At 42.8% G+C, this 24,577-nt stretch carries 22 protein-coding genes; 8 read left to right on the forward strand and 14 right to left on the reverse strand.

Annotated elements, in window-relative coordinates; translation table 11 throughout:
- Positions 1-204: 204 nt before the first annotated feature.
- The 3 genes from VXS03_RS17770 to VXS03_RS17780 all read left to right on the forward strand — a co-directional run bounded on the left by VXS03_RS17770 (position 205) and on the right by VXS03_RS17780 (position 3,524).
- The gene (locus VXS03_RS17770) at positions 205-978 is read left to right on the forward strand and encodes a DeoR family transcriptional regulator (RefSeq protein WP_327765209.1); all 774 of its coding nucleotides are present in this window, start codon (positions 205-207) and stop codon (positions 976-978) included.
- 36 nt (positions 979-1,014) lie between these two features.
- Positions 1,015-2,850, forward strand: a complete 1,836-nt coding sequence (gene glmS, locus VXS03_RS17775; protein ID WP_327765210.1) for a glutamine--fructose-6-phosphate transaminase (isomerizing) — start codon at positions 1,015-1,017, stop codon at positions 2,848-2,850.
- A gap of 302 nt (positions 2,851-3,152) precedes the next feature.
- Positions 3,153-3,524 carry a helix-turn-helix transcriptional regulator gene (locus tag VXS03_RS17780; RefSeq protein ID WP_327765211.1) on the forward strand — a complete coding sequence of 124 codons (372 nt, stop codon included), beginning with the start codon at positions 3,153-3,155 and terminating at the stop codon, positions 3,522-3,524.
- A gap of 47 nt (positions 3,525-3,571) precedes the next feature.
- Here VXS03_RS17780 and ilvA read toward each other — a convergent pair whose 3' ends face one another.
- The 5 genes from ilvA to ilvG form a co-directional block, all read right to left on the reverse strand.
- Complete coding sequence (gene ilvA, locus VXS03_RS17785; RefSeq protein WP_327765212.1) at positions 3,572-5,125, reverse strand: threonine ammonia-lyase, biosynthetic; 1,554 nt, start codon at positions 5,123-5,125, stop codon at positions 3,572-3,574.
- 4 nt (positions 5,126-5,129) lie between these two features.
- Positions 5,130-6,971, reverse strand: a complete 1,842-nt coding sequence (ilvD, locus tag VXS03_RS17790; RefSeq protein ID WP_327765213.1) for a dihydroxy-acid dehydratase — start codon at positions 6,969-6,971, stop codon at positions 5,130-5,132.
- A 73-nt stretch (positions 6,972-7,044) separates the two neighbouring features.
- On the reverse strand, positions 7,045-7,977 hold the full coding sequence (gene ilvE, locus VXS03_RS17795; RefSeq protein WP_327765214.1) for a branched-chain-amino-acid transaminase: 933 nt from the start codon (positions 7,975-7,977) through the stop codon (positions 7,045-7,047).
- Between the two features lie 20 nt (positions 7,978-7,997).
- On the reverse strand, positions 7,998-8,246 hold the full coding sequence (gene ilvM / locus VXS03_RS17800; RefSeq protein WP_327765215.1) for an acetolactate synthase 2 small subunit: 249 nt from the start codon (positions 8,244-8,246) through the stop codon (positions 7,998-8,000).
- Positions 8,247-8,249: 3 nt separating this feature from the next.
- Positions 8,250-9,896: an acetolactate synthase 2 catalytic subunit gene (ilvG, locus tag VXS03_RS17805; RefSeq protein WP_327765216.1), complete on the reverse strand. Its 1,647-nt coding sequence runs from the start codon at positions 9,894-9,896 to the stop codon at positions 8,250-8,252.
- A 390-nt stretch (positions 9,897-10,286) separates the two neighbouring features.
- On the opposite strand from ilvG, the gene VXS03_RS17810 reads away from it, so the two are divergent.
- Complete coding sequence (locus VXS03_RS17810) at positions 10,287-11,819, forward strand: YifB family Mg chelatase-like AAA ATPase (protein ID WP_327765217.1); 1,533 nt, start codon at positions 10,287-10,289, stop codon at positions 11,817-11,819.
- A gap of 63 nt (positions 11,820-11,882) precedes the next feature.
- Here the strand turns inward: VXS03_RS17810 and VXS03_RS17815 are convergent, their stop codons facing one another.
- The 4 genes from VXS03_RS17815 to VXS03_RS17830 all read right to left on the reverse strand — a co-directional run bounded on the left by VXS03_RS17815 (position 11,883) and on the right by VXS03_RS17830 (position 14,341).
- The gene (locus VXS03_RS17815) at positions 11,883-12,482 is read right to left on the reverse strand and encodes a thiol:disulfide interchange protein DsbA/DsbL (protein WP_327765238.1); all 600 of its coding nucleotides are present in this window, start codon (positions 12,480-12,482) and stop codon (positions 11,883-11,885) included.
- Between the two features lie 81 nt (positions 12,483-12,563).
- The gene (locus tag VXS03_RS17820; RefSeq protein ID WP_327765218.1) at positions 12,564-13,550 is read right to left on the reverse strand and encodes a serine/threonine protein kinase; all 987 of its coding nucleotides are present in this window, start codon (positions 13,548-13,550) and stop codon (positions 12,564-12,566) included.
- Positions 13,551-13,716: 166 nt separating this feature from the next.
- Positions 13,717-13,983: a YihD family protein gene (locus VXS03_RS17825; protein WP_327765219.1), complete on the reverse strand. Its 267-nt coding sequence runs from the start codon at positions 13,981-13,983 to the stop codon at positions 13,717-13,719.
- 157 nt (positions 13,984-14,140) lie between these two features.
- Positions 14,141-14,341 carry a hypothetical protein gene (locus tag VXS03_RS17830; RefSeq protein WP_327765220.1) on the reverse strand — a complete coding sequence of 67 codons (201 nt, stop codon included), beginning with the start codon at positions 14,339-14,341 and terminating at the stop codon, positions 14,141-14,143.
- A 345-nt stretch (positions 14,342-14,686) separates the two neighbouring features.
- Between VXS03_RS17830 and VXS03_RS17835 the strand changes: the two genes are divergently transcribed.
- Together VXS03_RS17835 and trhA are read left to right on the forward strand one after the other, a co-directional pair.
- On the forward strand, positions 14,687-15,364 hold the full coding sequence (locus VXS03_RS17835; RefSeq protein ID WP_327765221.1) for a FadR/GntR family transcriptional regulator: 678 nt from the start codon (positions 14,687-14,689) through the stop codon (positions 15,362-15,364).
- Positions 15,365-15,525: 161 nt separating this feature from the next.
- Complete coding sequence (trhA, locus tag VXS03_RS17840; protein ID WP_327765222.1) at positions 15,526-16,182, forward strand: PAQR family membrane homeostasis protein TrhA; 657 nt, start codon at positions 15,526-15,528, stop codon at positions 16,180-16,182.
- Between the two features lie 78 nt (positions 16,183-16,260).
- Here the strand turns inward: trhA and VXS03_RS17845 are convergent, their stop codons facing one another.
- The 5 genes from VXS03_RS17845 to def form a co-directional block, all read right to left on the reverse strand.
- Complete coding sequence (locus VXS03_RS17845; protein WP_327765223.1) at positions 16,261-17,706, reverse strand: TrkH family potassium uptake protein; 1,446 nt, start codon at positions 17,704-17,706, stop codon at positions 16,261-16,263.
- A 6-nt stretch (positions 17,707-17,712) separates the two neighbouring features.
- The gene (gene trkA / locus VXS03_RS17850) at positions 17,713-19,089 is read right to left on the reverse strand and encodes a Trk system potassium transporter TrkA (RefSeq protein ID WP_327765224.1); all 1,377 of its coding nucleotides are present in this window, start codon (positions 19,087-19,089) and stop codon (positions 17,713-17,715) included.
- A gap of 126 nt (positions 19,090-19,215) precedes the next feature.
- Complete coding sequence (rsmB, locus tag VXS03_RS17855) at positions 19,216-20,496, reverse strand: 16S rRNA (cytosine(967)-C(5))-methyltransferase RsmB (protein ID WP_327765225.1); 1,281 nt, start codon at positions 20,494-20,496, stop codon at positions 19,216-19,218.
- Between the two features lie 85 nt (positions 20,497-20,581).
- Positions 20,582-21,526 (reverse strand): methionyl-tRNA formyltransferase, encoded by a 945-nt coding sequence (fmt, locus tag VXS03_RS17860; RefSeq protein ID WP_327765226.1) that lies wholly within the window; start codon positions 21,524-21,526, stop codon positions 20,582-20,584.
- A gap of 23 nt (positions 21,527-21,549) precedes the next feature.
- Positions 21,550-22,050: a peptide deformylase gene (def, locus tag VXS03_RS17865; protein WP_327765227.1), complete on the reverse strand. Its 501-nt coding sequence runs from the start codon at positions 22,048-22,050 to the stop codon at positions 21,550-21,552.
- A 348-nt stretch (positions 22,051-22,398) separates the two neighbouring features.
- Between def and VXS03_RS17870 the strand changes: the two genes are divergently transcribed.
- Both VXS03_RS17870 and dprA read left to right on the forward strand, forming a co-directional pair.
- Positions 22,399-23,469, forward strand: a complete 1,071-nt coding sequence (locus VXS03_RS17870) for a LysM peptidoglycan-binding domain-containing protein (RefSeq protein WP_327765228.1) — start codon at positions 22,399-22,401, stop codon at positions 23,467-23,469.
- 5 nt (positions 23,470-23,474) lie between these two features.
- Entirely contained in the window at positions 23,475-24,575 is a 1,101-nt protein-coding gene (gene dprA / locus VXS03_RS17875) for a DNA-processing protein DprA (RefSeq protein WP_327765229.1), read from the forward strand.
- The last annotated feature ends 2 nt before the right edge of the window (positions 24,576-24,577 follow it).

The raw sequence follows: 24,577 nt of genomic DNA on the forward strand, positions 1-24,577 counted from the left end.
TAAAGTCTCAAGAATATTAAAGCAGAGCCTAAGCTCTGCTTTTTTTTGGCTTTTTTTTGACCTTTTTCGGTTTTTTTGAGCGACAGATTAATATCCTTTTAGTGTATTTTTTCGTGCCGAAAATTATTTAAAGGGTATTGCAGAACCCTTTTTATTGACGTTATACTAGTTTCAAATCGAAACTTATTGTGTTGTTTAACATTCATGTCGAAACGTAATACTCAGCAGCGTCGTCATGCCATTGCCGTTATGGTTAGTGAGCAAGGCGAGGTTAGCGTTGATGTTTTAGCGCATCACTTTTCTACTTCAGAAGTTACTATTCGTAAAGATCTCGCGGCATTAGAGGTTACTGGCTCACTACTTCGTCGTTATGGTGGTGCTATTGCTATGCCTACTGAAATGGTTTCTACCGAACAAGCTGAACAAGTTTCAGTTTGTAAGTTAGCTATTGCTCAAGCAGCAGCAGAGCAAATTCGCGATCACCATAGAATTATCATTGATAGCGGCAGTACCACAGCAGCATTGATTTCATTACTTGGTAGCAAACAAGGCTTAATCGTAATGACTAATGCATTACATGTTGCTAATGCCCTTAACGCGCTTGAAAACGAGCCGACGTTATTAATGACTGGTGGTACATGGGATCCCCATTCTGAATCATTTCAAGGGCAAGTCGCAGAATCTGTATTACGTTCATATGATTTTGATCAGCTCTTTATTGGCGCTGATGGTATTGATGTCGCTCGCGGTACGACCACATTTAATGAATTAATGGGGTTAAGTCGAGTGATGGCTGAAGTATCACGTGATGTAGTGGTGATGGTCGAATCCAATAAGGTTGGCCGTAAAATCCCTAATCTTGAACTTGCGTGGCAAGGCATTAGTACTTTGATCACCGATGATGGTTTAAGTGATGCCGATAAAGTCAGTATTGAACAACATGGAGTGCGCGTTATTCGTGCGCCAGTAAACGTATAACATCAAAATAACCAAAGCAGTGGTAAAGGAATTATTATGTGTGGGATAGTCGGTGCAGTTGCACAACGTGATGTGGCTGAAATTTTAATTGAAGGTTTACGCCGTTTGGAATACCGCGGTTATGACTCCGCAGGCATTGCAATTGTGAATACAGACAATGACCTTCAGCGTGTGCGTCGATTGGGTAAAGTACAAGAATTGGCTGATGCGGTTGATAGTATGCCTTTAAGCGGTGGCACTGGTATTGCACACACACGCTGGGCTACTCATGGTGAGCCTTCTGAAGCGAATGCCCACCCTCATGTTTCTGGTCAACATATAGCTTTAGTTCACAACGGTATTATTGAAAACCATCAGCCATTACGTGAAATATTACTTGAGCGTGGCTATGAGTTTAGTTCGCAAACGGATACTGAAGTGATCGCACACTTAGTCGATTGGGAATTACGTTCTGCAGCGAGTTTGCTTGAAGCTGTTCAGAAAACGGTACTACAACTTCAAGGTGCATACGGCACGGTGGTGATGGATAGCCGTGATCCTGAACGTGTTGTCGTTGCTCGTTCTGGTAGTCCGTTAGTGATTGGCCTTGGTGTGGGTGAAAACTTTATTGCCTCGGATCAATTGGCGTTATTAAACGTTACTCGCCGCTTCATGTTCTTAGAGGAAGGTGATGTTGCTGAAGTGACACGACGTAAAATCTCAGTATTTGATAATAATGGCCAAGCGGTTGAACGCGTGGTGAGTGAATCAAATATTGAGCATGATGCGGCGGATAAGGGTCAATATCGTCATTACATGCAAAAAGAGATCTTTGAGCAGCCAAGTGCATTGATCAATACCATGGAAGGCCGAATTAGTAATGATCATGTGATCGTGGAAAGTATTGGCAGTGATGCGACGGCGATCTTTGATAAAGTAGAACACATTCAGATCATCGCTTGTGGTACTTCTTATAATGCCGGCATGGTTGCACGCTACTGGTTTGAATCAATTGCGGGTGTTAGCTGCGATGTTGAAATTGCTTCAGAGTTTCGTTATCGAAAATTTGTTACTCAGCCCAATAGTTTACTGATCACTTTGTCTCAATCAGGTGAAACGGCTGATACATTGGCAGCATTGCGTTTAGCTAAGCAAAAAGGCTATATGGCGGCAATGACCATTTGTAATGTGGCGGGATCATCGTTAGTGCGTGAATCTGATTTAGCCTTTATGACGCGTGCAGGGGCTGAAATTGGTGTTGCCTCAACGAAAGCGTTTACTACTCAGCTGGTGGCATTATTAATGCTAGTCACTGCGCTAGGTAAGCAGCAAGGTAATATTGATCGAGTTCAAGAACAACAAATCGTGACGGCATTACATCAGTTACCAACTCAAATTGAAAAAGCGTTGGCGTTTGATAAACCCATCGAAGTATTAGCTGAAGATTTTGCTGATAAACAACACGCATTATTTTTAGGTCGTGGCGAGTTTTATCCAATTGCTGTTGAAGCATCATTAAAACTAAAAGAAATTTCTTATATTCACGCGGAAGCCTATGCCGCTGGTGAGCTTAAACATGGCCCACTAGCATTAGTTGATGCTGAAATGCCGGTTATCGTAGTGGCACCAACCAACGATTTATTGGAAAAACTAAAGTCAAATATTGAAGAAGTTCGCGCTCGTGGTGGACTGTTGTATGTATTTGCTGATGATGAAGCTGGGTTTGAGGAATGTGAGGGTATGAAAATTATCACCATGCCAAAAGTAGATGAGATCATCGCCCCTATTTTTTACACTATTCCAATGCAATTATTGTCTTATCATGTTGCTTTAATTAAAGGGACTGATGTTGATCAGCCTCGGAATCTTGCTAAAGCGGTAACGGTTGAATAAAACGGTTATTGGCCTTTAAGGTGTAAGATTAGTACGTTAAAAAAGGCACCGTGAAGGTGCCTTTTTTATGTTTGATAGTGATAGCTTGTAAAGCCTAATTATATTGGCACTAATAACGTTTTTTTTGCGAAATAGAAATAACACCCTTCCAAATTTCGAACTGCAATTCAAAATACAAAAAACTGATGCCATTAATGACTAATTGTCTGATTTTTGCTCACTCTTACCCCAAAAAACTTGGCGTGTCATCTGCAAGGGTAGTCACTACTACTAATGCTGATAATTGATGGTTGGAGTAAATAATGGCTGATCGTAAACAAGACATGGCGCTACGAATTAAAGAAGCACGAGAATGGAAAGGTTTAACTCAAGTCTATATGGCGCAGCAGTTAAAAGTAGCTCGTCAAACCTATTTAGATTTAGAAACGGGTAAAACTGAGCCCAAAGTACGTTTGCTAGTCGAAATATCTGAACTTACGGAGAGGCCATTAACGTGGTTTATTTATGGCGATTTAGGACTTGATATTATTGAAAATGAATATAAAGAAGAAATAGATCAATTGGTACAATGTTTTGGTTGTTTGCCCCACTCAGCGAGAAAAATGATTTTGCAGCAGAGTATTCAGTTAGCGCAGTTTATGACTGAATATACACGTTCGATTCCGCGCCGATGATCAAACAGCAAAGAAAAAAGCAGCACCAGGGCTGCTTAATAGTGTCGCTATTGGGCCAGAAAAAACTTATATGCGGGGTTGTCTGTTTCATCATGCCAGTGATAACCCAGCTTACGTAGATGGCAGGTAAATGATAACAAGTCATGATCGGCTAGTTCAAAGCCACATAAGACTCGACCATAATCTGCTCCATGGTTACGATAGTTAAATAAACTAATATTCCATTGGCCACCTAAGGTTGATAAGAATTTAGCTAAGGCCCCAGGATATTCAGGAAACTCAAAACTGTAAAGGCGTTCTTGTAATGGTTTTGATGGCCGGCCACCGATCATATACCGCACATGAACTTTAGCCATTTCATCATCAGATAAATCCATGACCGGATAACCTCCTTGATGAAGATCGGCAATAATCTGATCGAGTTCAGGTTGTCCTTGAAGTAAGCGTACTCCAACAAATACATTAGCTAATTTGCTGTCGTTATAACGATAGTTAAACTCGGTTACAGCTCGCCCACCAATGAGGTGGCAAAATTCAAGAAATGCCCCAGGACGTTCAGGAATGGTAACCGCTAATAATCCTTCACGTTTTTCACTTAACTCACACCGCTCTGAAACATAGCGTAAGCCATGAAAGTTAAGGTTAGCTCCAGATAAAATAGCCCCTAAATGACGTTGCTGTAGTTGCTGCTGTTCGGCATATTTTTTTAAACCAGCCACTGATAGTGCGCCTGATGGTTCAGCAATGGCACGTGTGTCTTCAAAAATATCTTTTACTGCGGCACAAATCTCATCACTGCTGACCGTGATCACATCATCGAGATACTGTTCACATAGGCGAAAGGTTTCATTACCAATACGTTTTACTGCGACGCCATCGGCAAACATACCTACTTGATCCAGTGTAACTGGCTGCCCGGCATCTAAAGCGGCTTTTAGACAAGCTGAATCTTCTGCTTCAACACCGATAACTTTAATTTCTGGCAATAGTTGTTTAAGTAATACCGACACTCCAGCCGCTAAACCACCGCCACCAACAGGAACAAAAACATAGTCCAGATGACCATTTTGTTGTACCAATTCAATCCCTATCGTGCCTTGCCCTGCAATGATTGCGGGGTGATCAAACGGCGGAATAAAAGTATAACCATGCTGTTGAGCGAGTATTTCTGCGTGAGTTTTCGCTTCATCAAAATTATTACCATGCAGAATTACATTGCCACCAAAGCCACGTACGGCGTCGACTTTAATATCAGGAGTGGTACGTGGCATTACAATGGTGGCATTGACGCCTAGTTTTTGGCTTGATAAAGCTAGTCCTTGTGCGTGGTTACCCGCAGACGCTGCAATGACCCCAGCTTGACGTTGAGATTCAGTCAGTTGAGTCATCATGTTATATGCCCCGCGCAATTTAAAAGAATGCACTGGTTGGCGATCTTCACGCTTGAGTTGAACATGATTACCGATACGCTCGCTAAGGCGTGTCATGTTTTGTAATGGCGTTACTTGTGCCACTTCATACACGGGCGCACGTAAGATATTACGTAAATAATCAGCCCCGCTCAGTAAATATTGGTCACTAGCAAGTTTGACATCGATCATCAGGTTATCCTTCTAGCTTTGATTTATCACGTACAGCGCCTTTATCAGCACTGGTTGCGAGTAGCGCATAGGCTTTAAGTGCTAATGACACCTGACGCTCGCGATCGACAGGTTTCCAGCCGCGTAATTCAGTTTCTGTACGGCGAGTGGCGAGAGTGGCATCATCAACCAATAAGTTGATACTGCGATTAGGAATATCAATCGCGATCATATCGCCACTATTAATTAAACCAATCGTACCGCCACTCGCGGCCTCTGGTGACACATGACCAATCGATAATCCCGAGGTGCCGCCTGAGAATCGACCATCAGTGATTAGGGCGCACTCTTTACCCAGTCCCATTGATTTTAAGTAGGTGGTTGGATACAACATTTCTTGCATGCCAGGACCACCTTTTGGGCCTTCATAGCGGATGACTACCACATCTCCTGCTTTAACTTTTCCACCTAGAATGCCTTCGACAGCTGTATCTTGGCTTTCAAATACCACTGCTGGCCCAGTAAAAGTTAGGCAACTTTCATCAACACCGGCTGTTTTAACAATACAACCATCAAGCGCCATATTGCCAGATAACACCGCCAACCCACCTTCATCACTAAACGCAAATTCTCGACTACGAATACAGCCATGTTGACGATCATCATCAAGGGTGTCCCAGCGACAGTTTTGTGAAAACGCTTTAGTGGTACGAATACCTGCAGGGCCTGCGCGGAAGAAATCTTTTACTGCTTGAGATTGAGTTTGCACAATATCGTAATGGCGTAGACTTTCGGCAAAGGTTTCACTCAAAATATTATGGCATTGGTTATGGAATAATCCGGCGCGATCAAGTTCTCCTAAAATAGCGTAAACGCCACCCGCACGGTGAACATCTTCCATATGGTATTTAGGGGTTGAAGGGGCAACTTTACACAGTTGAGGAACGCGACGTGACATTTGGTCAATATCCGCCATGGTAAAATCAACCTCGCCTTCTTGAGCGGCAGCCAATAAATGTAAGACGGTATTACTAGAACCACCCATTGCAATATCGAGTGCCATCGCATTTTCAAAAGCTTGTTTATTGGCAATATTACGCGGTAATGCACTGGCGTCATCTTGTTCATAATAACGTTTAGTCAGCGCTACGATGCGTTTACCTGCATTGATAAATAACTGCTCACGATCAGCATGTGTTGCCAACATTGAACCATTACCCGGTTGGCTTAAACCTAATGCCTCAGTTAAACAGTTCATCGAGTTAGCGGTAAACATTCCAGAACATGAGCCACAGGTTGGGCAGGCGGATCGTTCGATCTGCTCACTTTGTTCGTCAGAAACAGAAGGATCTGCACCTTGGATCATCGCATCAACCAAGTCGAGTTTGATCACTTGCTCTGAAAGCTTAGTTTTGCCTGCTTCCATTGGACCGCCAGAAACAAAAATTACCGGAATATTTAACCGTAATGAGGCCATTAACATTCCAGGAGTGATTTTATCGCAGTTAGATATACATACCATGGCATCGGCGCAATGAGCATTGACCATGTATTCAACTGAATCGGCAATAAGTTCGCGTGATGGTAATGAATACAACATACCGCCATGACCCATTGCTATGCCATCATCTACCGCGATGGTATTGAATTCTTTGGCGATGCCTCCTGCTTGTTCAATTTGTTCAGCAACTAACTGTCCCAAATCTTTTAAGTGAACATGACCGGGTACAAATTGAGTAAACGAGTTCACTACCGCAATAATCGGCTTGCCAAAATCTTGATCTTTAACTCCTGTTGCGCGCCATAATGCGCGTGCACCTGCCATATTTCGGCCATGAGTTGTGGTTGCTGAGCGGTACTTAGGCATAACAATAAAATCCTTTTTAGTTCAGCCATCGTCACGATGGCTGACGTTATTAATTAATGCAAACTGTGGCGTATTATTTGGCGGGGTATACGTAGTCTAACCAGCCCCACTTATCGTCGGTTTCACCGTTAAAGAGCCCAAAGTAATCGGTTTGTAATTGTTGGGTAATTGGCCCGCGTTTACCTGCTCCAATCGTAATTTTATCTACGCTGCGTACTGGAACGATTTCAGCTGCCGTGCCAGTCATGAACACTTCATCGGCAAGATAAAGTGCTTCACGTGCGATGTTTTCTTCACGCACTTCATAGCCACGTTCCTTGGCGAGTACCATAATCGTATCGCGAGTAATACCCGGTAAAATTGCACTGGTGGTTGGTGGTGTTGAAAGCACGCCATTACGCACAACAAAAATATTTTCACCAGCACCTTCTGACAAATAACCATCAACACTTAAGGCTATGCCTTCTGCATAACCGTGACGACGAGCCTCACTGCCTACAAGTAATGATGATAAGTAGTTACCACCCGCTTTAGCTGCGGTTGGAATGGTATTAGGCGCAGCGCGGTTCCAACTTGAAATCATGGCATCGACACCATTTTCTAATGCTTGTTCTCCTAAATATGAGCCCCATGGGAAAGCAGCAACAATCAGATCCATGATGGTATCAGTTGGAGGACAGACGCCTAAACCGACATTACCGACATAACCTAATGGACGAATATAGGCTGAATCAAGCTTGTTGACGCGAATAGTTTCACGACAAATTTCCATAAGCTGATCACAGCTATAAGGAATGGGAAAGCGATAGATTTTGGCGGAATTAAGCAGGCGTTGCATGTGCTCTGGGTGGCGAAAAACCGCCGGTCCTTTTGGCGTGTTGTAGCAACGAATACCTTCAAAAACAGAGGTGCCATAATGCATCGCATGGGTAAGAACGTGAACGTTGGCTTCTGCCCAAGGTACAATATTGCCGTTGAACCAAATAAAATCAGCTGTGTTTGCCATGGTGAATTCCCTTTTTAAATTTAATCCAAATTTTCGATTGGTGAGGTCGTAACTGTGGTTACATCCCAAAGTTTTTCTATTTGATTGATCAGAATGCTAATCGGGCGATCACTATCAACAATAATTTCTATCGCGGCGATATTACTATGGTGATTTTGGGTCGCATCCACTTTCTTGATCACAAATCCACGATGGCGAATGACCCGTAAAATACGTTCAAGTAATACCGGTTTATCGTTCGCTTTAATGGCAATTAAATATCTATCCATGATTTATGTGTTCTCCAGCATATCCTGATTTGCCGCACCCGGTGGTACCAGTGGCCATACATTTTGTTCTTCATCAATAACGACATGTAACAAATAGGCACTACTACTTGCTAGCATTTCAGCTAATGCGGGAGCAACTTCTTCTTTACGAGTAATGGTTTTACCTGGAATATCAAATGCACGCGCTAGCATTACAAAATCAGGATTATCATCCAAAATTGTTTCACTGTGGCGACCATCAAAAAACAGTGATTGCCATTGACGCACCATGCCTAAACGTTGGTTATTAATCAGCACCATTTTGACTGGAATTTGGCGGCGTTTAAGGGTGCCAAGTTCTTGTACATTCATCATAAATGAACCATCCCCCGAGATTAATATCGACTGAGAATCAGGGCGTGCAACACTGGCTCCCATCGCGGCTGGTAAGCCAAAACCCATAGTGCCAAGTCCAGCCGAGGTAATATAATTTTGAGGGGCTCGTGGTTGAATGTGTTGTGCTGCCCACATTTGATGTTGGCCAACATCAGTTGAGACCATGCTGTTATCTGGCATCATGTCTGACAGTTGTTTGAGCAGTAAAGGCGCATAAATTAACTCTCCTGGGTGGTCATAACGCCATTTACCGATCTGGCGTAGATGTTCACTATGAGTTAACCAACGACTGATATCTTGCTCAAGTTTAAGTTGTGGCAAAATAACATTAATGTCCCCTCGCAAAGACGCATTAGCATGACGCAGTTTGTTAAATTCAGCAGCATCAATATCAAGGTGGATCACTTTGGCATGAGGGGCAAAGGTATCCAATTTCCCGGTAACACGATCATCAAATCGAGCGCCAACAACAATTAATAAATCAGACTCTTGTACGATTAAATTTGCTGCTTTAGTTCCATGCATTCCCAACATACCAAGGTAATGTGGATCATGACGAGCAACTGAGCCTAAGCCTTTAAGAGTACTGACTGACGGCATAGGATTTAGAGTTAGGAATCGGCGCAGTGTTGCGGTGGCTTGGGCTATTTGTACTCCACCCCCGACATAGAGCACGGGTCGCTGACATTGTGCCAATAATTGTTGCGCCATCTCGATAGCGGCAGGTGTCGCTATTGGTAACGGGGGCGGAATGACTGTTGGAAGTATCATTGTTGGTGCTGTTGCCAGTTGCACATCTTTGGCGATATCAACAATAACGGGCCCTGGACGACCACTTTGGGCAACCACAAAAGCTTCCGCTAATGTGGGGGCGAGCTCGTTAATATCAGTCACTAAATAACTGTGCTTGGTACATGACAATGACATGCCAATCACATCCATTTCTTGAAAAGCATCGGTACCTATATGCGAGCTTGCCACTTGACCGGTAATGGCGACTAATGGCACCGAATCCATTAAGGCGTCAGCTAACCCTGTGACTAAATTAGTTGCACCCGGTCCTGATGTTGCCATGCAGACTGCAACACTCTGAGTTGCTCGTGCCATGCCAATGGCTGCCATTGCAGCCCCTTGCTCGTGACGACATAAAATATGCTCAACGCCACCATCATAAAGTGCATCATAGATAGGCATAATGGCACCGCCTGGATAGCCAAAGATGGTTGTTATTCCCTGCTGCTGCAGCGCTTGTACGACTAACTCTGCCCCTGTCATCGCTGCTCCTTGCGTGTCTCTATAATAAAATTAATCCTGATATATGGATTTAAATTTGCTGATTTAAAAAAGCCCCCGAACTTTTCAGTGCGGGGGCTTTACTGTGTTTTGGTCGCATTAACGTACGCCTACACATCCCCTGCGCGGTGAAATAATCACCACGACGACGTTAATAATGAGTGCTAGGGATGTTGCGGTTGCGTGCATAATTGTCCAACTTTTATTGTTTAGTTGTTGCTATACATAAGTGGTAACACAGATCTTCGTCACATGACAAGAAAAAAATTTGGTTTTATTAGTAAATTCGCAGCATTAATGGGTCTTTGGTGTAACACCTTCGATAAATTTCATTAACCCAATGGTGTAAGTTGCCAGTCAATGGAGTCATCAATGACACTTGCTATTGTTCATAGTCGTGCTTGTGTGGGCGTGGAAGCCCCACCAGTAACAGTTGAGGTACACTTAAGTAATGGGATGCCCAGCTTTACACTGGTTGGTTTACCCGAAACTACCGTAAAAGAAGCTAAAGATCGCGTACGAAGTGCGATTATCAATGCCCAATTTGAATTTCCATCGCGGCGAATTACCGTCAATTTAGCCCCTGCAGATTTACCTAAAGAAGGTGGACGGTTTGATTTACCTATTGCCCTTGGTATTTTGGCTGCGTCAGGGCAAATTCCAGTTGATCGCTTAGCGCAATATGAGTTTATTGGGGAACTCGCTTTATCCGGTGATTTGCGGGCTGTAAAAGGTGCATTACCCGCGGCATTGGCTACATTAAAAGCTAAGCGGTGTTTAATTGTGCCTGATCATAATGGTGATCAAGTGGCGTTAGTTGCGAAAAAGCAACATAAATCAGCCCCTAGTTTGTTAGCTGTATGTGGTTTTTTGTGTGGTCAGCAACAGTTACAGTTATATCTTCAACCGCATGTGATAACGCCTTCGACTGTGGTGAATGAACAACGTGATATGCAAGATATTATTGGTCAGCAACAAGGAAAACGTGCTTTAGAAATAGCAGCTGCGGGAAGCCATAATTTATTATTACTCGGTCCTCCAGGTACAGGGAAAACTATGTTGGCATCTCGTTTACGGGATTTATTACCACCAATGACCCACGACGAAGCGATTGAAACCGCAGCGGTGGCTTCTTTGACTCAGCAATCATTGCACCAAGGTAATTGGCTTAATCGCCCTTTTCGTACACCGCACCATTCAAGTTCAATGGCGGCATTAGTCGGTGGTGGGTCGGTACCTAAGCCGGGTGAAATTTCACTCGCACACAATGGTCTCTTATTCTTAGATGAAATGCCTGAATTTGAAAGAAAAGTGCTAGATTCATTGCGTGAGCCACTAGAGTCTGGACAAATCGTGATTTCACGAGCAACCGCAAAAACCACTTTTCCTGCTCGGTTTCAATTAATTGGCGCATTAAACCCTAGCCCAACAGGTTATTATGAAGGCAATCAGTCTCGAACTAACCCACAAGCTATTTTACGTTATTTGAGTCGCTTATCTGGGCCATTGCTAGATCGGTTTGATATGTCATTAGAAATTCCAGCGTTGCCTCGCGGTACACTTACTACTGGAGGTGATCGTGGTGAACCAAGCTCTGTCATTAAGGCGCGAGTTGATCTGGCTCGTGAACGGATGCTGGCCCGTTGTGGCAAGGTGAATGCACTACTTTCAACCCGTGAATTAGATAAATATTGTGGGTTGTCATTTAAAGATGCCGAGTTTTTAGAAAATGCATTGCACCAACTTGGATTATCGATTCGTGCTTATCATCGTATTATTAAGGTTGCGCGTACGATTGCAGATTTGGCCGAGCAGGATCAGATTCAGCGTCCACATCTAGCTGAAGCATTAGGTTATCGAGCGATGGATCGGTTATTAAAACAATTGAGTAGCCAGGTTATTTAGAACCATAAAAAAGAGGCTAATAAAGCCTCTTTTTGAATAGTATTCTTTGTAAATTAAATAAAATTATTTTTTGAGTAAAAAGTTAACTAACTCGAAATACTCATTGGCAGATTTGATTTTGCCTGTTTTTATTAAGTATTTATTATTCACAATCACAGCAGGAACCCCTGTTAAGCCGGCATCTTCAAATGCTTTATCAAAACGGCTTACCATTGAGTTAACGGCAAAGCTGTTGAATGCGCCATCAAACTCTGCGGCTGGTACACCTTCATCAATGAAAATTTGACGTACTTCAGCCTCATTTTTTGGTGGTTGGTTAAGGGTATGAATACGGTTAAATAATACTGGTACCATTTTATCGCTAACGTTTAATACTACCGCTGTTGCAAATGCCTTACTCATGACTTTACCCATTGGACCACCCATAAATGACACGTGCATTTTCTGAAGTTTAGCATTGTCTGGTAGCTTGGTTTTTAATTCACGCATCATTGGTTCAAATTGAAAACAATGTGGGCAATACAATGAGAAAAATTCGGTTACAACAGGGGTTGTTGATTGTGGTTGATCTAATACCTTGTAGTAGTCGCCTTCCGTAAATTTGGCTGCGTGAACAGAAAAAGACAATAAAGCAGCGCTGACGAGCGCAAGTAAGTTCTTCATCATTTTGGGGTTCCTGATTATCCGTGTCGTTAATTAGATATTAGCTGAGTATAATAATTAATAATGTTATTTTATAGTCAATTACCATTGAGGCATAAGCTGTAATGGGGACTCATTAAGGCTGAAAATCTGCTCTTTAAAGGCAAGTACTTGGCCTTCCCAATATTTTGCATCGCCAAACCATGGAAATGCTCGTGGAAATGCTGGATCTTGCCAGCGCTTTGCTAACCATGCCATATAGTGCACCATTCTTAGCGCACGTAGTGGTTCGATTAACTTTAATTGGCGAGGATCAAAATCGGCAAATTCATTATAAGCTTCAACTATTGTATCAAGTTGTGCCAGTTGATCGTGACGTTCACCATTAAGCATCATCCATAAATCTTGAATGGCAGGGCCGTTACGAGCATCATCTAAATCGACGAACATCGGTCCATCTCGCCATAAAATATTGCCAGGATGACAATCCCCATGCAGGCGTAAAGCGGGCCAGTCAGTTGACCAATGGCTTTCAATTTCAGCAATTAAGCGATCAAGATCAGCAAAAAAACTGTGTTTTAGGTAATCAGGAATAAAATCGCTATTAGCCAAAATTTGGCGTGGTTGATAAACGTATTCCTCTAAGCCTAATGTTGGACGATGGACAAAGGGTTGGCGTTTACCGACTTGGTGAATACGACCTAAAAAGCGTCCTACCCATTCTAACTGGTCAAAATTATCGACTTCAAATTGACGCCCTCCCACACTTGGAAACACAGCAAATCGATAGCCATTATAATGCTGGAGTGTATTGCCATTGATCGCGATAGGTGCTGCGACTGGAATATCTTGTTGTTCAAGTTCAAGTGTAAATTGATGTTCTTCATCAATTTGATCATCGGTCCATCGTGCGGGACGATAGAATTTAGTCACATAACGTTGACCATTGTCTGCTTTAAATTGATAGACGCGATTTTCATAACTATTTAGTGCCAATAAGCCGGACTCAGCATGTACTTCGACACTATCGAGCGCATCGAGCAGTACATCTGGGCTGAGATCTGCAAAACTAAAACTTTGTTTTTCCATGACTGAATCCTGAATCTGGCTTGGAAGAGTGGTTTAGCTTAACCGCGAATGAAATTAAAACAAATCAAACATGATGGTGATGATTGATGAGAGGGATTTTTAGCCATAAAAAAAGCCAGTTAGTCACAACTGGCTTCATCAATAATCTAAAATGGTTAGTTTGCCATTATTTAATAATGCCACGAGCACGTAAAATAGCGGTTTTAAAATCGTCTTCGCAATCTTTAGCCAGACCAGGAATCATGGCCTCTTTATCACTATTACGCATTTTTAAATGATAAATTAATACGTCATCAGTCAGTGATTCTAGTGGACCTTGGTATTTTGCTTCTGCTGCTAATTTTAGCAAGAACTCAACTAAGTTAAGATCAGGATCTTTTTTCCACTCAGGGTGCAGTAATTCAATCAGTTCATTAACGCGATGGGTTTTCATTGTTAACTCCGTAGCTTGGGCTGAATCAATCGTTATACGATTGTATTATCATTATTTTAGTGTGGATAAATTATAACAAACCCTGCTCGGTTACAATGAATGTCTTGTGCCAAATTTTGTTACTAAAAAAGCAGCCAAAGCTGCTTAATATGTAAGATTAACGTTGTTGCTGTTGGCTGTTAATTAGTTCAGGCAATATTTGTTGCTGATCTAATTGTGCTTCGGTACTGGTTAAATGCACGTCAGTCGTGAGTGATTTTTTCGCGTTAACCTTAAAGTGTGGTGCGTGGGAAGTGGCACGTAAACGTGATGGACTACGTGGGGTACTTGCATACCTGACGGGGGATGCTGGGCGCATATATCACCTATTGTCAGGCTCATCCATGGCCAAAAAATTAAAAATATCTCTGAAGGGAAAACTCCCTGTTGGGTAGAACCCATCCACCAGAATATTGCTTGGTTATTAATCAAATCGCGCAGAGGATAGCAATCTGATTATTAAAAGTCGAGCATAAAATGAGCAATAAAATGCTAATATCTAATTATTACGTTGTTTCTATAGTAACTATTGCAATAATCGCCCCCTTGATGCACCGTGTCGTTCGATCTTTATCGAAATAAAGATTACGGCAATAATAGGCATTTAGGATTACACTATTTTAGCGTTAGTGAGTAGTACAACAGAAGCCTTGGGAGAGGATCTATGGATCAGCAGCAGCAACGTATTGTTGCCAATCGTAACTTATCTTACCGATTAGCAGAGTCTATTGGTCGTCGTATCTTAATTGGTGATCCTGCCCCTGGCGGTATTTTACCGGGTGAAGTTGAGTTAGGCGAAATGTATGGTGTAAGCCGTACTGCCGTTCGTGAGGCTATAAAAATGTTAGCCGCGAAAGGAATGGTATTGCCTCGCCCTCGTATTGGTACGCGAGTAATGCCAAAGAAAAATTGGAATTATCTTGATCAAGATTTACTGGCTTGGTTAGATTTTGATGCCGACTCGCAGTTGATCATGGAGTATCAAAAAGTCCGATTAACATTAGAGCCTGAAGCTGCAGCATTGGCCGCTGAGCATGCCACAGCAGAAGATCGACTTGAGTTTGAACTGTTGATGCAGCAAATGCACCAAATGAAAGATAATTTTGATCAAGAACGTTGGATTGAGATTGATACTCGCTTTCATCAGTTAGTGTATTTTTCATCAGGTAATCATTTTATTAGCCCATTTGGAAACTTGTTCAAAGCGGTGTTTGAAAATTATTTTCGAGTAGTCACCCGTGAGCAAGTGATGAAGCTTGATGTTCATCAGCGAATTGTTGATGGTATTTTAAATCATGATCCAGATGCAGCTCGCCAAGCAACGTTAGAATTATTGCAATAGTTAATAAATGACCCACACAATGGAGCCCTAATGGCTCCTTTTTTTATCAATAATAAAACCAACATCAATAGACTAACAAAAGGTTGCTTAATTTAAGCTTACAAGTGTAAGCTGAAAAAATAGCGGTTATTGAATTAAGTGTCTTTTAGGATATATAAATCATGAATAATGTGATCAAACGTGAGCGAGGTTATTCAGCCGCGGAAGAAGTCGCAAATAGTGTCAGTCACGGTCTTGGGCTGTTGTTTTCAGTGTTTGGTCTGTATTTGTTGCTAGATAAAGCCTTTTCATTACAAGCAGATACATTAAGTATTGTCAGTTATATTGTTTATGGCGTGAGTATGATTTTATTGTACTTAGCGTCAACGTTATACCACGCGATTCCAAGTACCGCGGCTAAAAAACCATTAAAGATCTTTGACCATTGTGCAATTTATTTGTTAATCGCCGGTACCTATACCCCGTTTCTATTGATTGCCTTGCGTACACCCTTAGCGCTGGGATTAATGGCAATATTATGGGTATTGGCACTGCTGGGTATTGTGGCTAAGATTATTTTTATCCATCGTTTTAAAAAACTGTCGTTATGGATGTATCTGGCGATGGGGTGGGCATCAGTGATTGTGATTTATCAATTAGCGATATCATTAGCGCCCGGCGGATTAGTGTTATTGGGATTAGGGGGAGTGATCTACTCTTTAGGGGTGGTATTTTACGTTAATAAGCGTATTCCATATAACCATGCTATTTGGCATTTGTTTGTTTTAGGTGGTTCAATTTGTCATTTTTGTGCGATTTATTTTTATATTAAACCGTAACTAGCCACGGTAAATTTATGCCTAAAAAAGAGAGCGCTATGCGCTCTCTTTTTGTTTTTGAGTCTTATTTAAGTGCGATTAATCACGCCAAAAGGCAGGAGCAAAAACTACTAACACAGTTAATATTTCCAAGCGTCCCATTAGCATGCCTAAACTTAAGGTCCATTTTGATAAATCCGGTAAGCTGGCAAAGTTACCTGTTGGGCCGATCACGGTTCCCATACCTGGACCGACGTTAGCTACAGCAGTTACCGCACCAGTAATACTGGTGATCGGATCTAAGCCTTGTAATGCTAATACTGCGGCAATCACAATAATGGTCATGATAAAGGTAAACACCAATGCAACCACTGAACGGACGATATCATCGGTGACAGGACGACCGTTATAGCGCTGAATGAATAGCGCTGATGGGTGAATAGATTGCATGATATGTTTACGTAAGAGTGCAAATGCAATTTGGAAACGAAAGATTTTAATGCCACCACTGGTTGAACCGGAGCAAGCACCAACCAGTAATGTGAACGCGAAAATAATCGTTGGTAATGGGCCCCAAGCGGTAAAGTCACCTAAACCAAAGCCGGTTGTGGTAACCACGGAGATGATATTAAAAAATGATAATCGCATTGCATCAAGGACGGAATAACCTTTATTAAAGATCAGACAGCCCGCAACAATTAGACTCGCCACCACAACAAATAAGGTATAGCCCTTAACTTGAGCATCCCCAAGTAAGGTTCGTGGGTGGCGTTTTCTTAATGCTTGAACAAACAATAAGAACGGCAATCCGCCTGCAAACATAAAGAAGGTCGCTACCCATTGTGCGCTGTGTGAAAAGTGGTTCATTGAACCATCAGAGGTTGAATAACCGCCCGTTGAAAGGGTCGTAAAGGCGTGGTTAATTGCATCAAAGGTATTCATACCTGCCAGCATGAACGCAATAATACACAGCACGGTGAGTATCAAATATACATTGATAATATTTTTAGCGACACTTTTGGTTCGAGGAGAACTTTTATCTGACCAGTCTGATGATTCCGTTTGAAAGAGTCGCATACCACCGACGTTAAGCATCGGTAAAATAGCTACCCCCATCACAATAAATCCGACCCCGCCGAGCCATTGTAACGTTGATCGCCACAGTAAAATACTGGGTGCCATTTGATCGAGGCCGCTTAATACTGTTGAACCTGTGGTGGTGATACCCGACATGGTTTCAAAATACGCATCAGTAAAACTGATGTGATTGATAAACACAAAGGGCAACGCCGCAAACGCACTAGCCACAGTCCATACTAAGGTGGTGATCAGGAACATATCCCGCACACTGAGCTTAAACTCATCAGTTTTACCGTAAGATAGCAACAAGAACGCCACGGAGTGCGTGATAAGCACCGCCGCTGCGAAATCCATGAAACCTTCGGTACCCGTAAAAAAGGCCACCAAAGTTGGTACATACATAAACAGGGCTATTTTAGATAGCACCAGCCCGAGTACAAATAATATTGGACGTAAATTAACCATAAGCTGTTACAGAAAGAAAGGGCTCGGTTGGAAAAGACGTTCAACGTCAGGAATATATTTCTTATCAACTAAGAACATAACTACGTGATCATTTTGCTCAATCATGGTGCGATCGTGGGCAATAAGAACCTCTTCTCCACGAACAACGGCACCAATAGTTGTGCCGGGTGGAAGTTTGATTTCACTAATGGCGCGGCCAACCACTTTTGACGTACTGGCGTCACCATGGGCAATCGCTTCAATGGCTTCTGCAGCACCACGACGTAGCGATGATACGTTAACGATATCAGCTTTACGAACATGGGTCAGTAATGCAGAAATGGTTGCTTGTTGAGGTGAAATAGCAATATCAATGGTGCCACCTTGGACTAAATCAACATACGCACCGCGTTGAATCAACACCATTACTTTCTTTGCGCCTAAGCGTTTAGCTAACATGGCTGACATGATATTGGCTTCATCATCATTGGTAACGGCAATAAACACATCAATCTGTTCGATATGTTCTTCACTGAGTAATTCTTGATCTGATGCATCACCACAAAAAACGATGGTATCTTGCAGCATTTCGGATAAATTTTCGGCACGTTGTTGATTATGCTCGATTAATTTTACGCTGTAAATTTTTTCTAATCGGCGTGCTAAACCTGCACCGACATTACCGCCACCGACAATCATTAACCTTTTATAGGGTTTCTCTAATCGCTGTAGTTCACTCATTACCGAACGGATATGGTTACTTGCTGCGACAAAGAACACTTCATCATCGGCTTCAATAATAGTGGTGCCTTGAGGGCGAATGGGTTGACCCTGACGAAATATGGCTGCTACACGGGTATCAATGTGCGGCATGTGCTCGCGTAGTGCTGATAATGCGTTACCCACAAGTGGACCACCGTAATACGCCTTTACTGCCACCAAGCCGACTTTTTCTTCTGCAAAGCTTACTACTTGTAATGCACCAGGGTATTCGATTAAACGTTCAATATAATCGGTCACCAATTCTTCTGGCGCAATAAGGTGATCAACTGGAACTGCATCAGATTGGAATAATTGCTCTTTTTCACGTAAGTATTCTGGCGAGCGAATACGAGCGACACGGTTAGGGGTATTAAATAATGAGAACGCGATTTGGCACGCGATCATGTTAGTTTCGTCAGAGTTAGTTACTGCAACTAACATGTCAGCATCTTGAGCTCCAGCCTCACGTAATGTTTGCGGGTGGCTCGCAAAGCCTTGTACAACACGAAGGTCGAATTTATCTTGCAGTTCACGAAGACGTTCTGGGTTCTTATCAACGATGGTTATATCGTTATTCTCGCCAACAAGGTTTTCAGCAAGAGTGCCGCCAACTTGTCCAGCACCGAGAATGATGATTTTCATAGCCTATGCCTGATGAGTAATGCCAACTAACAGTCACTGTGCCATAAAATCGACAGTGAGTGGCGTATAAAAGAGACTAAAAAGCGGAATCTTGAAGCCAAGTTCCGCTATTGTTAGTAATTTATCTTAGTTTGCTTTGGTTAATACTGCATAGTAAAAACCATCCATCGCTTCTTCGCCGGGCAAAATTTGACGGCCTGGGGAAGCTGGATCGCTATCGATTAAGGTTGCGTCAGCAGTACGGCTCAAGAATGCCTTTACTTGATCACAGTTTTCTTGAGGAGTGATTGAGCAAGTCGCATAAACTAACGTACCACCAGGTTTTAATTGTAACCACATCGCATCAAAAATCTCAGCCTGTAGCAAGGCCAATGCTGCGATATCTTCGCCGCGACGTAACCATTTAATATCAGGATGACGACGAATAACGCCCGTTGCAGAACAGGGAGCATCAAGCAAAATGCGATCAAACTTTTCGCCATGCCACCATTGCTCAGGATAACGAGCATCAGCACATAATACTTGGGCTGTTAGATTTAAACGTTCAAGGTTTTCATAAACCCGTTTAAGACGATGTTCATCACAGTCAATCGCTACCACTTGTGCCGATGGTACACGTTCCATGATGTGGGCTGTTTTACCACCAGGAGCGGCACAACAATCAAGAATCAATTCGCCAGCTTGCGGTTTAAGGTAATCAACAGCAAGTTGTGCTGCAGCATCTTGAACTGAGACCCAACCATCGCTAAAGCCGGGTAACTTAGTGACATCACATGGTGATATTAAGCGTAATGCGTCTGCTGCTTGTGGGTGCAATTCTGTTGCAATACCTTCTGCATCCAATAATGCACGGTAAGTGTCACGATCATGATGGTGACTGTTTACTCGTAACCACATTGGCGCTTTAGTGTTATTAGCTTCACAGATTGCAGCGAAGTCATCAGGGTAGCTTGCTTTAAGTAGTTTCAATAACCAACTTGGATGGCCATATTTACCCGCGTCGTGACTAACCGCTTGTTCATCTAGCGCTTCTTTTTGACGTTGGTAACTACGTAAAATAGCATTAATTAAGCCACGTAATTGCGGTTTTTTAAGGGTTTTTGTGGCATCGACTGTTTCAGCTACCGCAGCGTGAGCAGGAATACGCATATACCCTAATTGATATAAACCAACTAAGATTAGGTGATGAAAAACCCGTTGTTTACCTGTTAACGGCTTCTCCATTAATGCTTGAGTGATTGACTCCAATCGAGGTAGCCAGCGTAATACGCCATAGCAGATTTCCTGCAATAAAGCATGATCTCGCTCTCTAATATTCTGCTGCGCTAGCGGTAGCGCGGCAGACAATGACTGCCCTTGATCGACGACCTGATAAATTACTTTGGCCGCAGCGGCTCTTACATTCATAGCTGTTTCCTGAACGCCGTTGATGCTGGCGATACGTGGTTAATCTGAAAAAGAAAAGCCAGTGACTTAACCCTGGCCTTGGTGTTTAAAGTTGGCTACCGACTTGAAACCATTCTCGACGCGAATTTAATAAATCCGCAGCGGACATGGCTTTTTTACCCGGGGGTTGCAGGGATAATAAACGCAATGCACCGGTTGTTGTTGCAACTACGATACCGTGTTTATCAGCCGCTAAAATCGTACCGGGTAGTTGACCTTGATTGTCTTGTTCTACGCAGGCTTGCCATACTTTGATTGTTTGCTCAGCAACAGTGAAGTGGCTCATTGGCCATGGATTGAAAGCGCGTACGCAACGCTCAATGTCGATAGCGTCCATAGTCCAATCAATTTGTGCTTCTTCTTTGCTTAATTTCTTGGCGTAATTTGCTTGAGCATCATCTTGTTTGGTTGCAACTGCAGTGCCGTCTGCAATCGTTGTTAAACATTCAATTAATGCACTTGGACCAAGATTCGCTAATTTTTCGTACATGGTTGCACTGGTATCTGTAGGTGCGATCGGTAACGTCGCGACTTGTAGCATGTCACCGGTATCAAGGCCGATATCCATTTGCATGATAGTGACGCCAGTTTCGCTATCGCCCGCCCAAATTGAACGTTGAATCGGCGCGGCACCGCGCCAGCGTGGCAAAATAGAACCGTGAACATTAATACAACCAAGTGGTGGTGTATCAAGTACTTCTTGAGGCAATAATAAGCCGTAAGCAACAACAACCATGATATCTGCTTCAATAGCTGCCAGTTGTTGTTGAGCTTCAAGATTACGCAACGAGGCTGGTTGGAACACTGGAATATCGTGTTCTGAGGCGATGTTTTTTACCGGACTTGCTGTTAGTTTCTTGCCGCGACCTGCTGGGCGATCGGGTTGGGTATAAACCGCAACAACTTGATGCTGTGAAGACAATAACGCCGCCAAATGACGGGCGGCGAAGTCAGGCGTACCTGCAAAAATAATGCGTAATGGTTTGCTCAAGATAACCTCGAATGGTGATGTTGTTAGATAGAACGTTTTAGTTTTTCTAATTTACTTTTAATACGTTGGCGCTTGAGTGGTGATAAGTAATCAACAAATAGTTTACCAGCAAGGTGATCTAATTCGTGTTGAATACAAATAGCAAGCAGGTCATCTGCTTCAAAAGTGATCGGGTTACCGTCACGATCTAATGCTGACACCGTAATGGTTGCTGCGCGAGGAACAAAACCACGTGCACTTGGCACTGAAAGACAGCCTTCTTCAATACCTTCATCGCCATGAGCAGCCGTAATTTCAGGGTTGATTAGCACCATTGGTTGATCACGTTGCTCGGAAACATCAATAACCACGATCTGCTGATGAATATCGACTTGAGTTGCTGCAAGGCCGATCCCTTCTTCTTCGTACATGGTTTCAAGCATGTCATCTATGATCTGCTGGATTTGTGGCGTGATCGCCGCAACGGGCTTGGCTACAGTACGTAGACGGTCATCTGGAAAAATTAAAACTGGCAATAGCGACATAAGGGCTCGAATTCGTTAACGGTTACTAGAAAAATACAGCGTTGTTGGTCTAATTCTAGTCATTTTAGCACTCAAATAACAGTACCGAATGCGAGTGGAGATGGTTAACCGAAATTAGCACCATCAAATACAGATTTCTTTTTGTTAAAAAATTAATGTTAGCTCTTAGCAAAGTTCAAGCTTTGACGATGTAACAGGGGTTATTAAATCGTGACATAAGCCGAAAAGCGCTTGGCAGTGATAGTTAAATAGTCGACATATCAAATAGCTAATGCCAACCTCTGTCAATATGAGTGATTATTTTATTATCGCTAGGTCGCAACTTGTGCAATCGAAGGAACGGATCACATGAGGCAATGGGTTATTATCGTTAGTTTTATTCTTTTTATGCCATCGTTGGTTGCAGCACCACAACCGCAGCTTAAAAATAGTCATCCTGAAATTTATGTGGTTAAAAAAGGGGATACGTTATGGGATATTTCAGCCGTATTTTTGAATAACCCTTGGTCATGGCCACAGTTATGGCAAAAAAATAGCTATATAAAAAACCCGCATTTAATTTATCCTGGCGATCGCTTACACCTTATTTGGGTAAACGGTAAGCCGCAATTAAGTCTTAAAAAACAGCTTAAATTGTCCCCTGAAATGCGTGTTGTACGCCAGCCTATTACGTCGTTACCTGGATATTTAATGTTGGCGTATGTGGCTGAAGATAAATTGATCAGTGCTGAAGCTGTGACAACCCAACCGCAAATTCTGGGAACCAGTGAAGAGCGCGGCTATCTTTCTGTTGGTGATGTGCTGTGGGCTGATCAGTCATTGGTTCCAACCAGTCAGTGGCGAGTATATCGCTTAGAACAAGATTTTGATCGTGATGACCGTGCCGACGAAGTTACCAACTCTGCAGTTAAAGCCACTATCTCAACCTTGAAAGAGATTGCAGATGTTACTGTTATTGCAAGTGATGGTGAGATGAGCCAGTTGAAAGTGGATGACTTTCAGCAAGAAATTATTCCCAATGATATTTTATTACCTTTATTAGGCATTGATGGTCAAGCGGATCTGTCATTTTCGCCAACTACGCCGCCCGCGTCGTTATCTGCGACTGTGCTAGGCCAAATAAGTGGCTACAGTTATATTTCAAATTACGATGTGGTGGTCTTAGATCGTGGCCATCTCGATGGCATGGTTGCAGGACAAGTGTTTGAGTTGTTTAAGCAAGGAGCTCAAGTACAAGGTAAAAAAGGTCAATACCATTATAAAAATAGCACCTTATTAACTGAGAGTACCCAACTTGGCACTATCGCTGTTGCACAAGCAATGGTATTACGTCCTTACGAGTATTTTAGTCTGGCGGTAGTGCTGAATAATCAACAACCATTTAAACCAGGTGTGGTTGCTCAAGCTCCGCGTTCATAGTGGTTATGACAGAAACTGAGCTTATTGCATGGTTACAACTTGCGGCTGTCCCTTCATTAGGTGGCAGTTGTATTCAGCGCTTGCTTACCCATGCGACGCCATCGCAATTGGTGACAATGACAACCGAGCAACTACAGCAATGTGGTTTAACAGCGAAACAAATACAGGCGCTTTTGCATCCTAATCAATGGCGGTTACAGTTAGCGTTACAATGGCAACAATCTCCACTGCAACATATATTGTCCCTCGATTCTCTTCATTACCCTCATTTATTAAAACAAATTTCCTCGCCACCCCCATTATTATTTGTACGTGGTGATTTGAACTGTCTTGGTGCGCCACAAATTGCGGTAATAGGCAGTCGTTCAGCGTCGATTGATGGTCGAGAGTCAGCGTTCCATTTCTCAAAAGCATTAGCGACTAATAATTATGTTGTGACCAGTGGTTTAGCTTTAGGGATTGATGGTCAAGCACACCAAGGTGCGTTGCAGGCGGGAGGGTTAACTATTGCTGTATTAGGCTCAGGTCTTGATCAGGTCTATCCTGCTAGGCATCGTTCTTTAGCGGCAAGTATTGTTGAACAAGGAGCATTGGTGTCCGAGTTTTGGCCTGATGAGCAACCTCGTCCGCAAAATTTTCCGCAGCGAAATCGAATCATCAGTGGTTTATCAGCTGGTGTATTAGTGATTGAAGCTGCGCAAAAAAGTGGTTCATTGATAACAGCACGTTATGCGTTAGAGCAAGGACGAGAAGTTTTTGCGCTACCGGGTTCGATTCATAATCCTGCCAGTCGTGGTTGTAATGCGCTGATTAAATCAGGTGCTAAACTGGTAGAAAGTCCTGCTGATATTTATGAAGAGGTAGGAAGTCTGACAGAATGTGCAATAAGTAATCAAATAGGTGTGCCTTTGGCAGCGAAGGAAAATGAAGAATTGCCATTTCCCGCACTGTTGGCTAACGTAGGCACCGAAGCAACACCCGTAGATGTCGTTGCTGAACGCTGTAAACAACCCATCCACCAAATTTTACCGCAATTATTAGAATTAGAACTGTCTGGTTGGGTGACTGCAGTGCCCGGTGGTTATATCAGAACGAGGAGGGGCTAGTT

The organism is Photobacterium sp. S4TG1 (assembly GCF_036040035.1).
In the GTDB taxonomy this organism is placed as follows: domain Bacteria; phylum Pseudomonadota; class Gammaproteobacteria; order Enterobacterales; family Vibrionaceae; genus Photobacterium.

Bases quoted from the DNA above. Each gene is read 5' to 3' on its own strand.
- ilvE (WP_327765214.1), bottom strand. From the start codon at position 7,977: ATGGCAAACACAGCTGATTTTATTTGGTTCAACGGCAATATTGTACCT.
- VXS03_RS17835 (WP_327765221.1), top strand. From the start codon at position 14,687: ATGGATCAGCAGCAGCAACGTATTGTTGCCAATCGTAACTTATCTTAC.
- dprA (WP_327765229.1), top strand. From the start codon at position 23,475: ATGACAGAAACTGAGCTTATTGCATGGTTACAACTTGCGGCTGTCCCT.
- def (WP_327765227.1), bottom strand. From the start codon at position 22,050: ATGTCGCTATTGCCAGTTTTAATTTTTCCAGATGACCGTCTACGTACT.
- trhA (WP_327765222.1), top strand. From the start codon at position 15,526: ATGAATAATGTGATCAAACGTGAGCGAGGTTATTCAGCCGCGGAAGAA.
- ilvA (WP_327765212.1), bottom strand. From the start codon at position 5,125: ATGATCGATGTCAAACTTGCTAGTGACCAATATTTACTGAGCGGGGCT.
- ilvD (WP_327765213.1), bottom strand. From the start codon at position 6,971: ATGCCTAAGTACCGCTCAGCAACCACAACTCATGGCCGAAATATGGCA.
- ilvM (WP_327765215.1), bottom strand. From the start codon at position 8,246: ATGGATAGATATTTAATTGCCATTAAAGCGAACGATAAACCGGTATTA.
- VXS03_RS17830 (WP_327765220.1), bottom strand. From the start codon at position 14,341: ATGCGCCCAGCATCCCCCGTCAGGTATGCAAGTACCCCACGTAGTCCA.
- VXS03_RS17825 (WP_327765219.1), bottom strand. From the start codon at position 13,983: ATGAAAACCCATCGCGTTAATGAACTGATTGAATTACTGCACCCTGAG.
- trkA (WP_327765224.1), bottom strand. From the start codon at position 19,089: ATGAAAATCATCATTCTCGGTGCTGGACAAGTTGGCGGCACTCTTGCT.
- ilvG (WP_327765216.1), bottom strand. From the start codon at position 9,896: ATGACAGGGGCAGAGTTAGTCGTACAAGCGCTGCAGCAGCAGGGAATA.
- VXS03_RS17780 (WP_327765211.1), top strand. From the start codon at position 3,153: ATGGCTGATCGTAAACAAGACATGGCGCTACGAATTAAAGAAGCACGA.
- rsmB (WP_327765225.1), bottom strand. From the start codon at position 20,496: ATGAATGTAAGAGCCGCTGCGGCCAAAGTAATTTATCAGGTCGTCGAT.
- glmS (WP_327765210.1), top strand. From the start codon at position 1,015: ATGTGTGGGATAGTCGGTGCAGTTGCACAACGTGATGTGGCTGAAATT.
- VXS03_RS17770 (WP_327765209.1), top strand. From the start codon at position 205: ATGTCGAAACGTAATACTCAGCAGCGTCGTCATGCCATTGCCGTTATG.
- VXS03_RS17810 (WP_327765217.1), top strand. From the start codon at position 10,287: ATGACACTTGCTATTGTTCATAGTCGTGCTTGTGTGGGCGTGGAAGCC.
- VXS03_RS17870 (WP_327765228.1), top strand. From the start codon at position 22,399: ATGAGGCAATGGGTTATTATCGTTAGTTTTATTCTTTTTATGCCATCG.
- VXS03_RS17820 (WP_327765218.1), bottom strand. From the start codon at position 13,550: ATGGAAAAACAAAGTTTTAGTTTTGCAGATCTCAGCCCAGATGTACTG.
- VXS03_RS17845 (WP_327765223.1), bottom strand. From the start codon at position 17,706: ATGGTTAATTTACGTCCAATATTATTTGTACTCGGGCTGGTGCTATCT.
- VXS03_RS17815 (WP_327765238.1), bottom strand. From the start codon at position 12,482: ATGAAGAACTTACTTGCGCTCGTCAGCGCTGCTTTATTGTCTTTTTCT.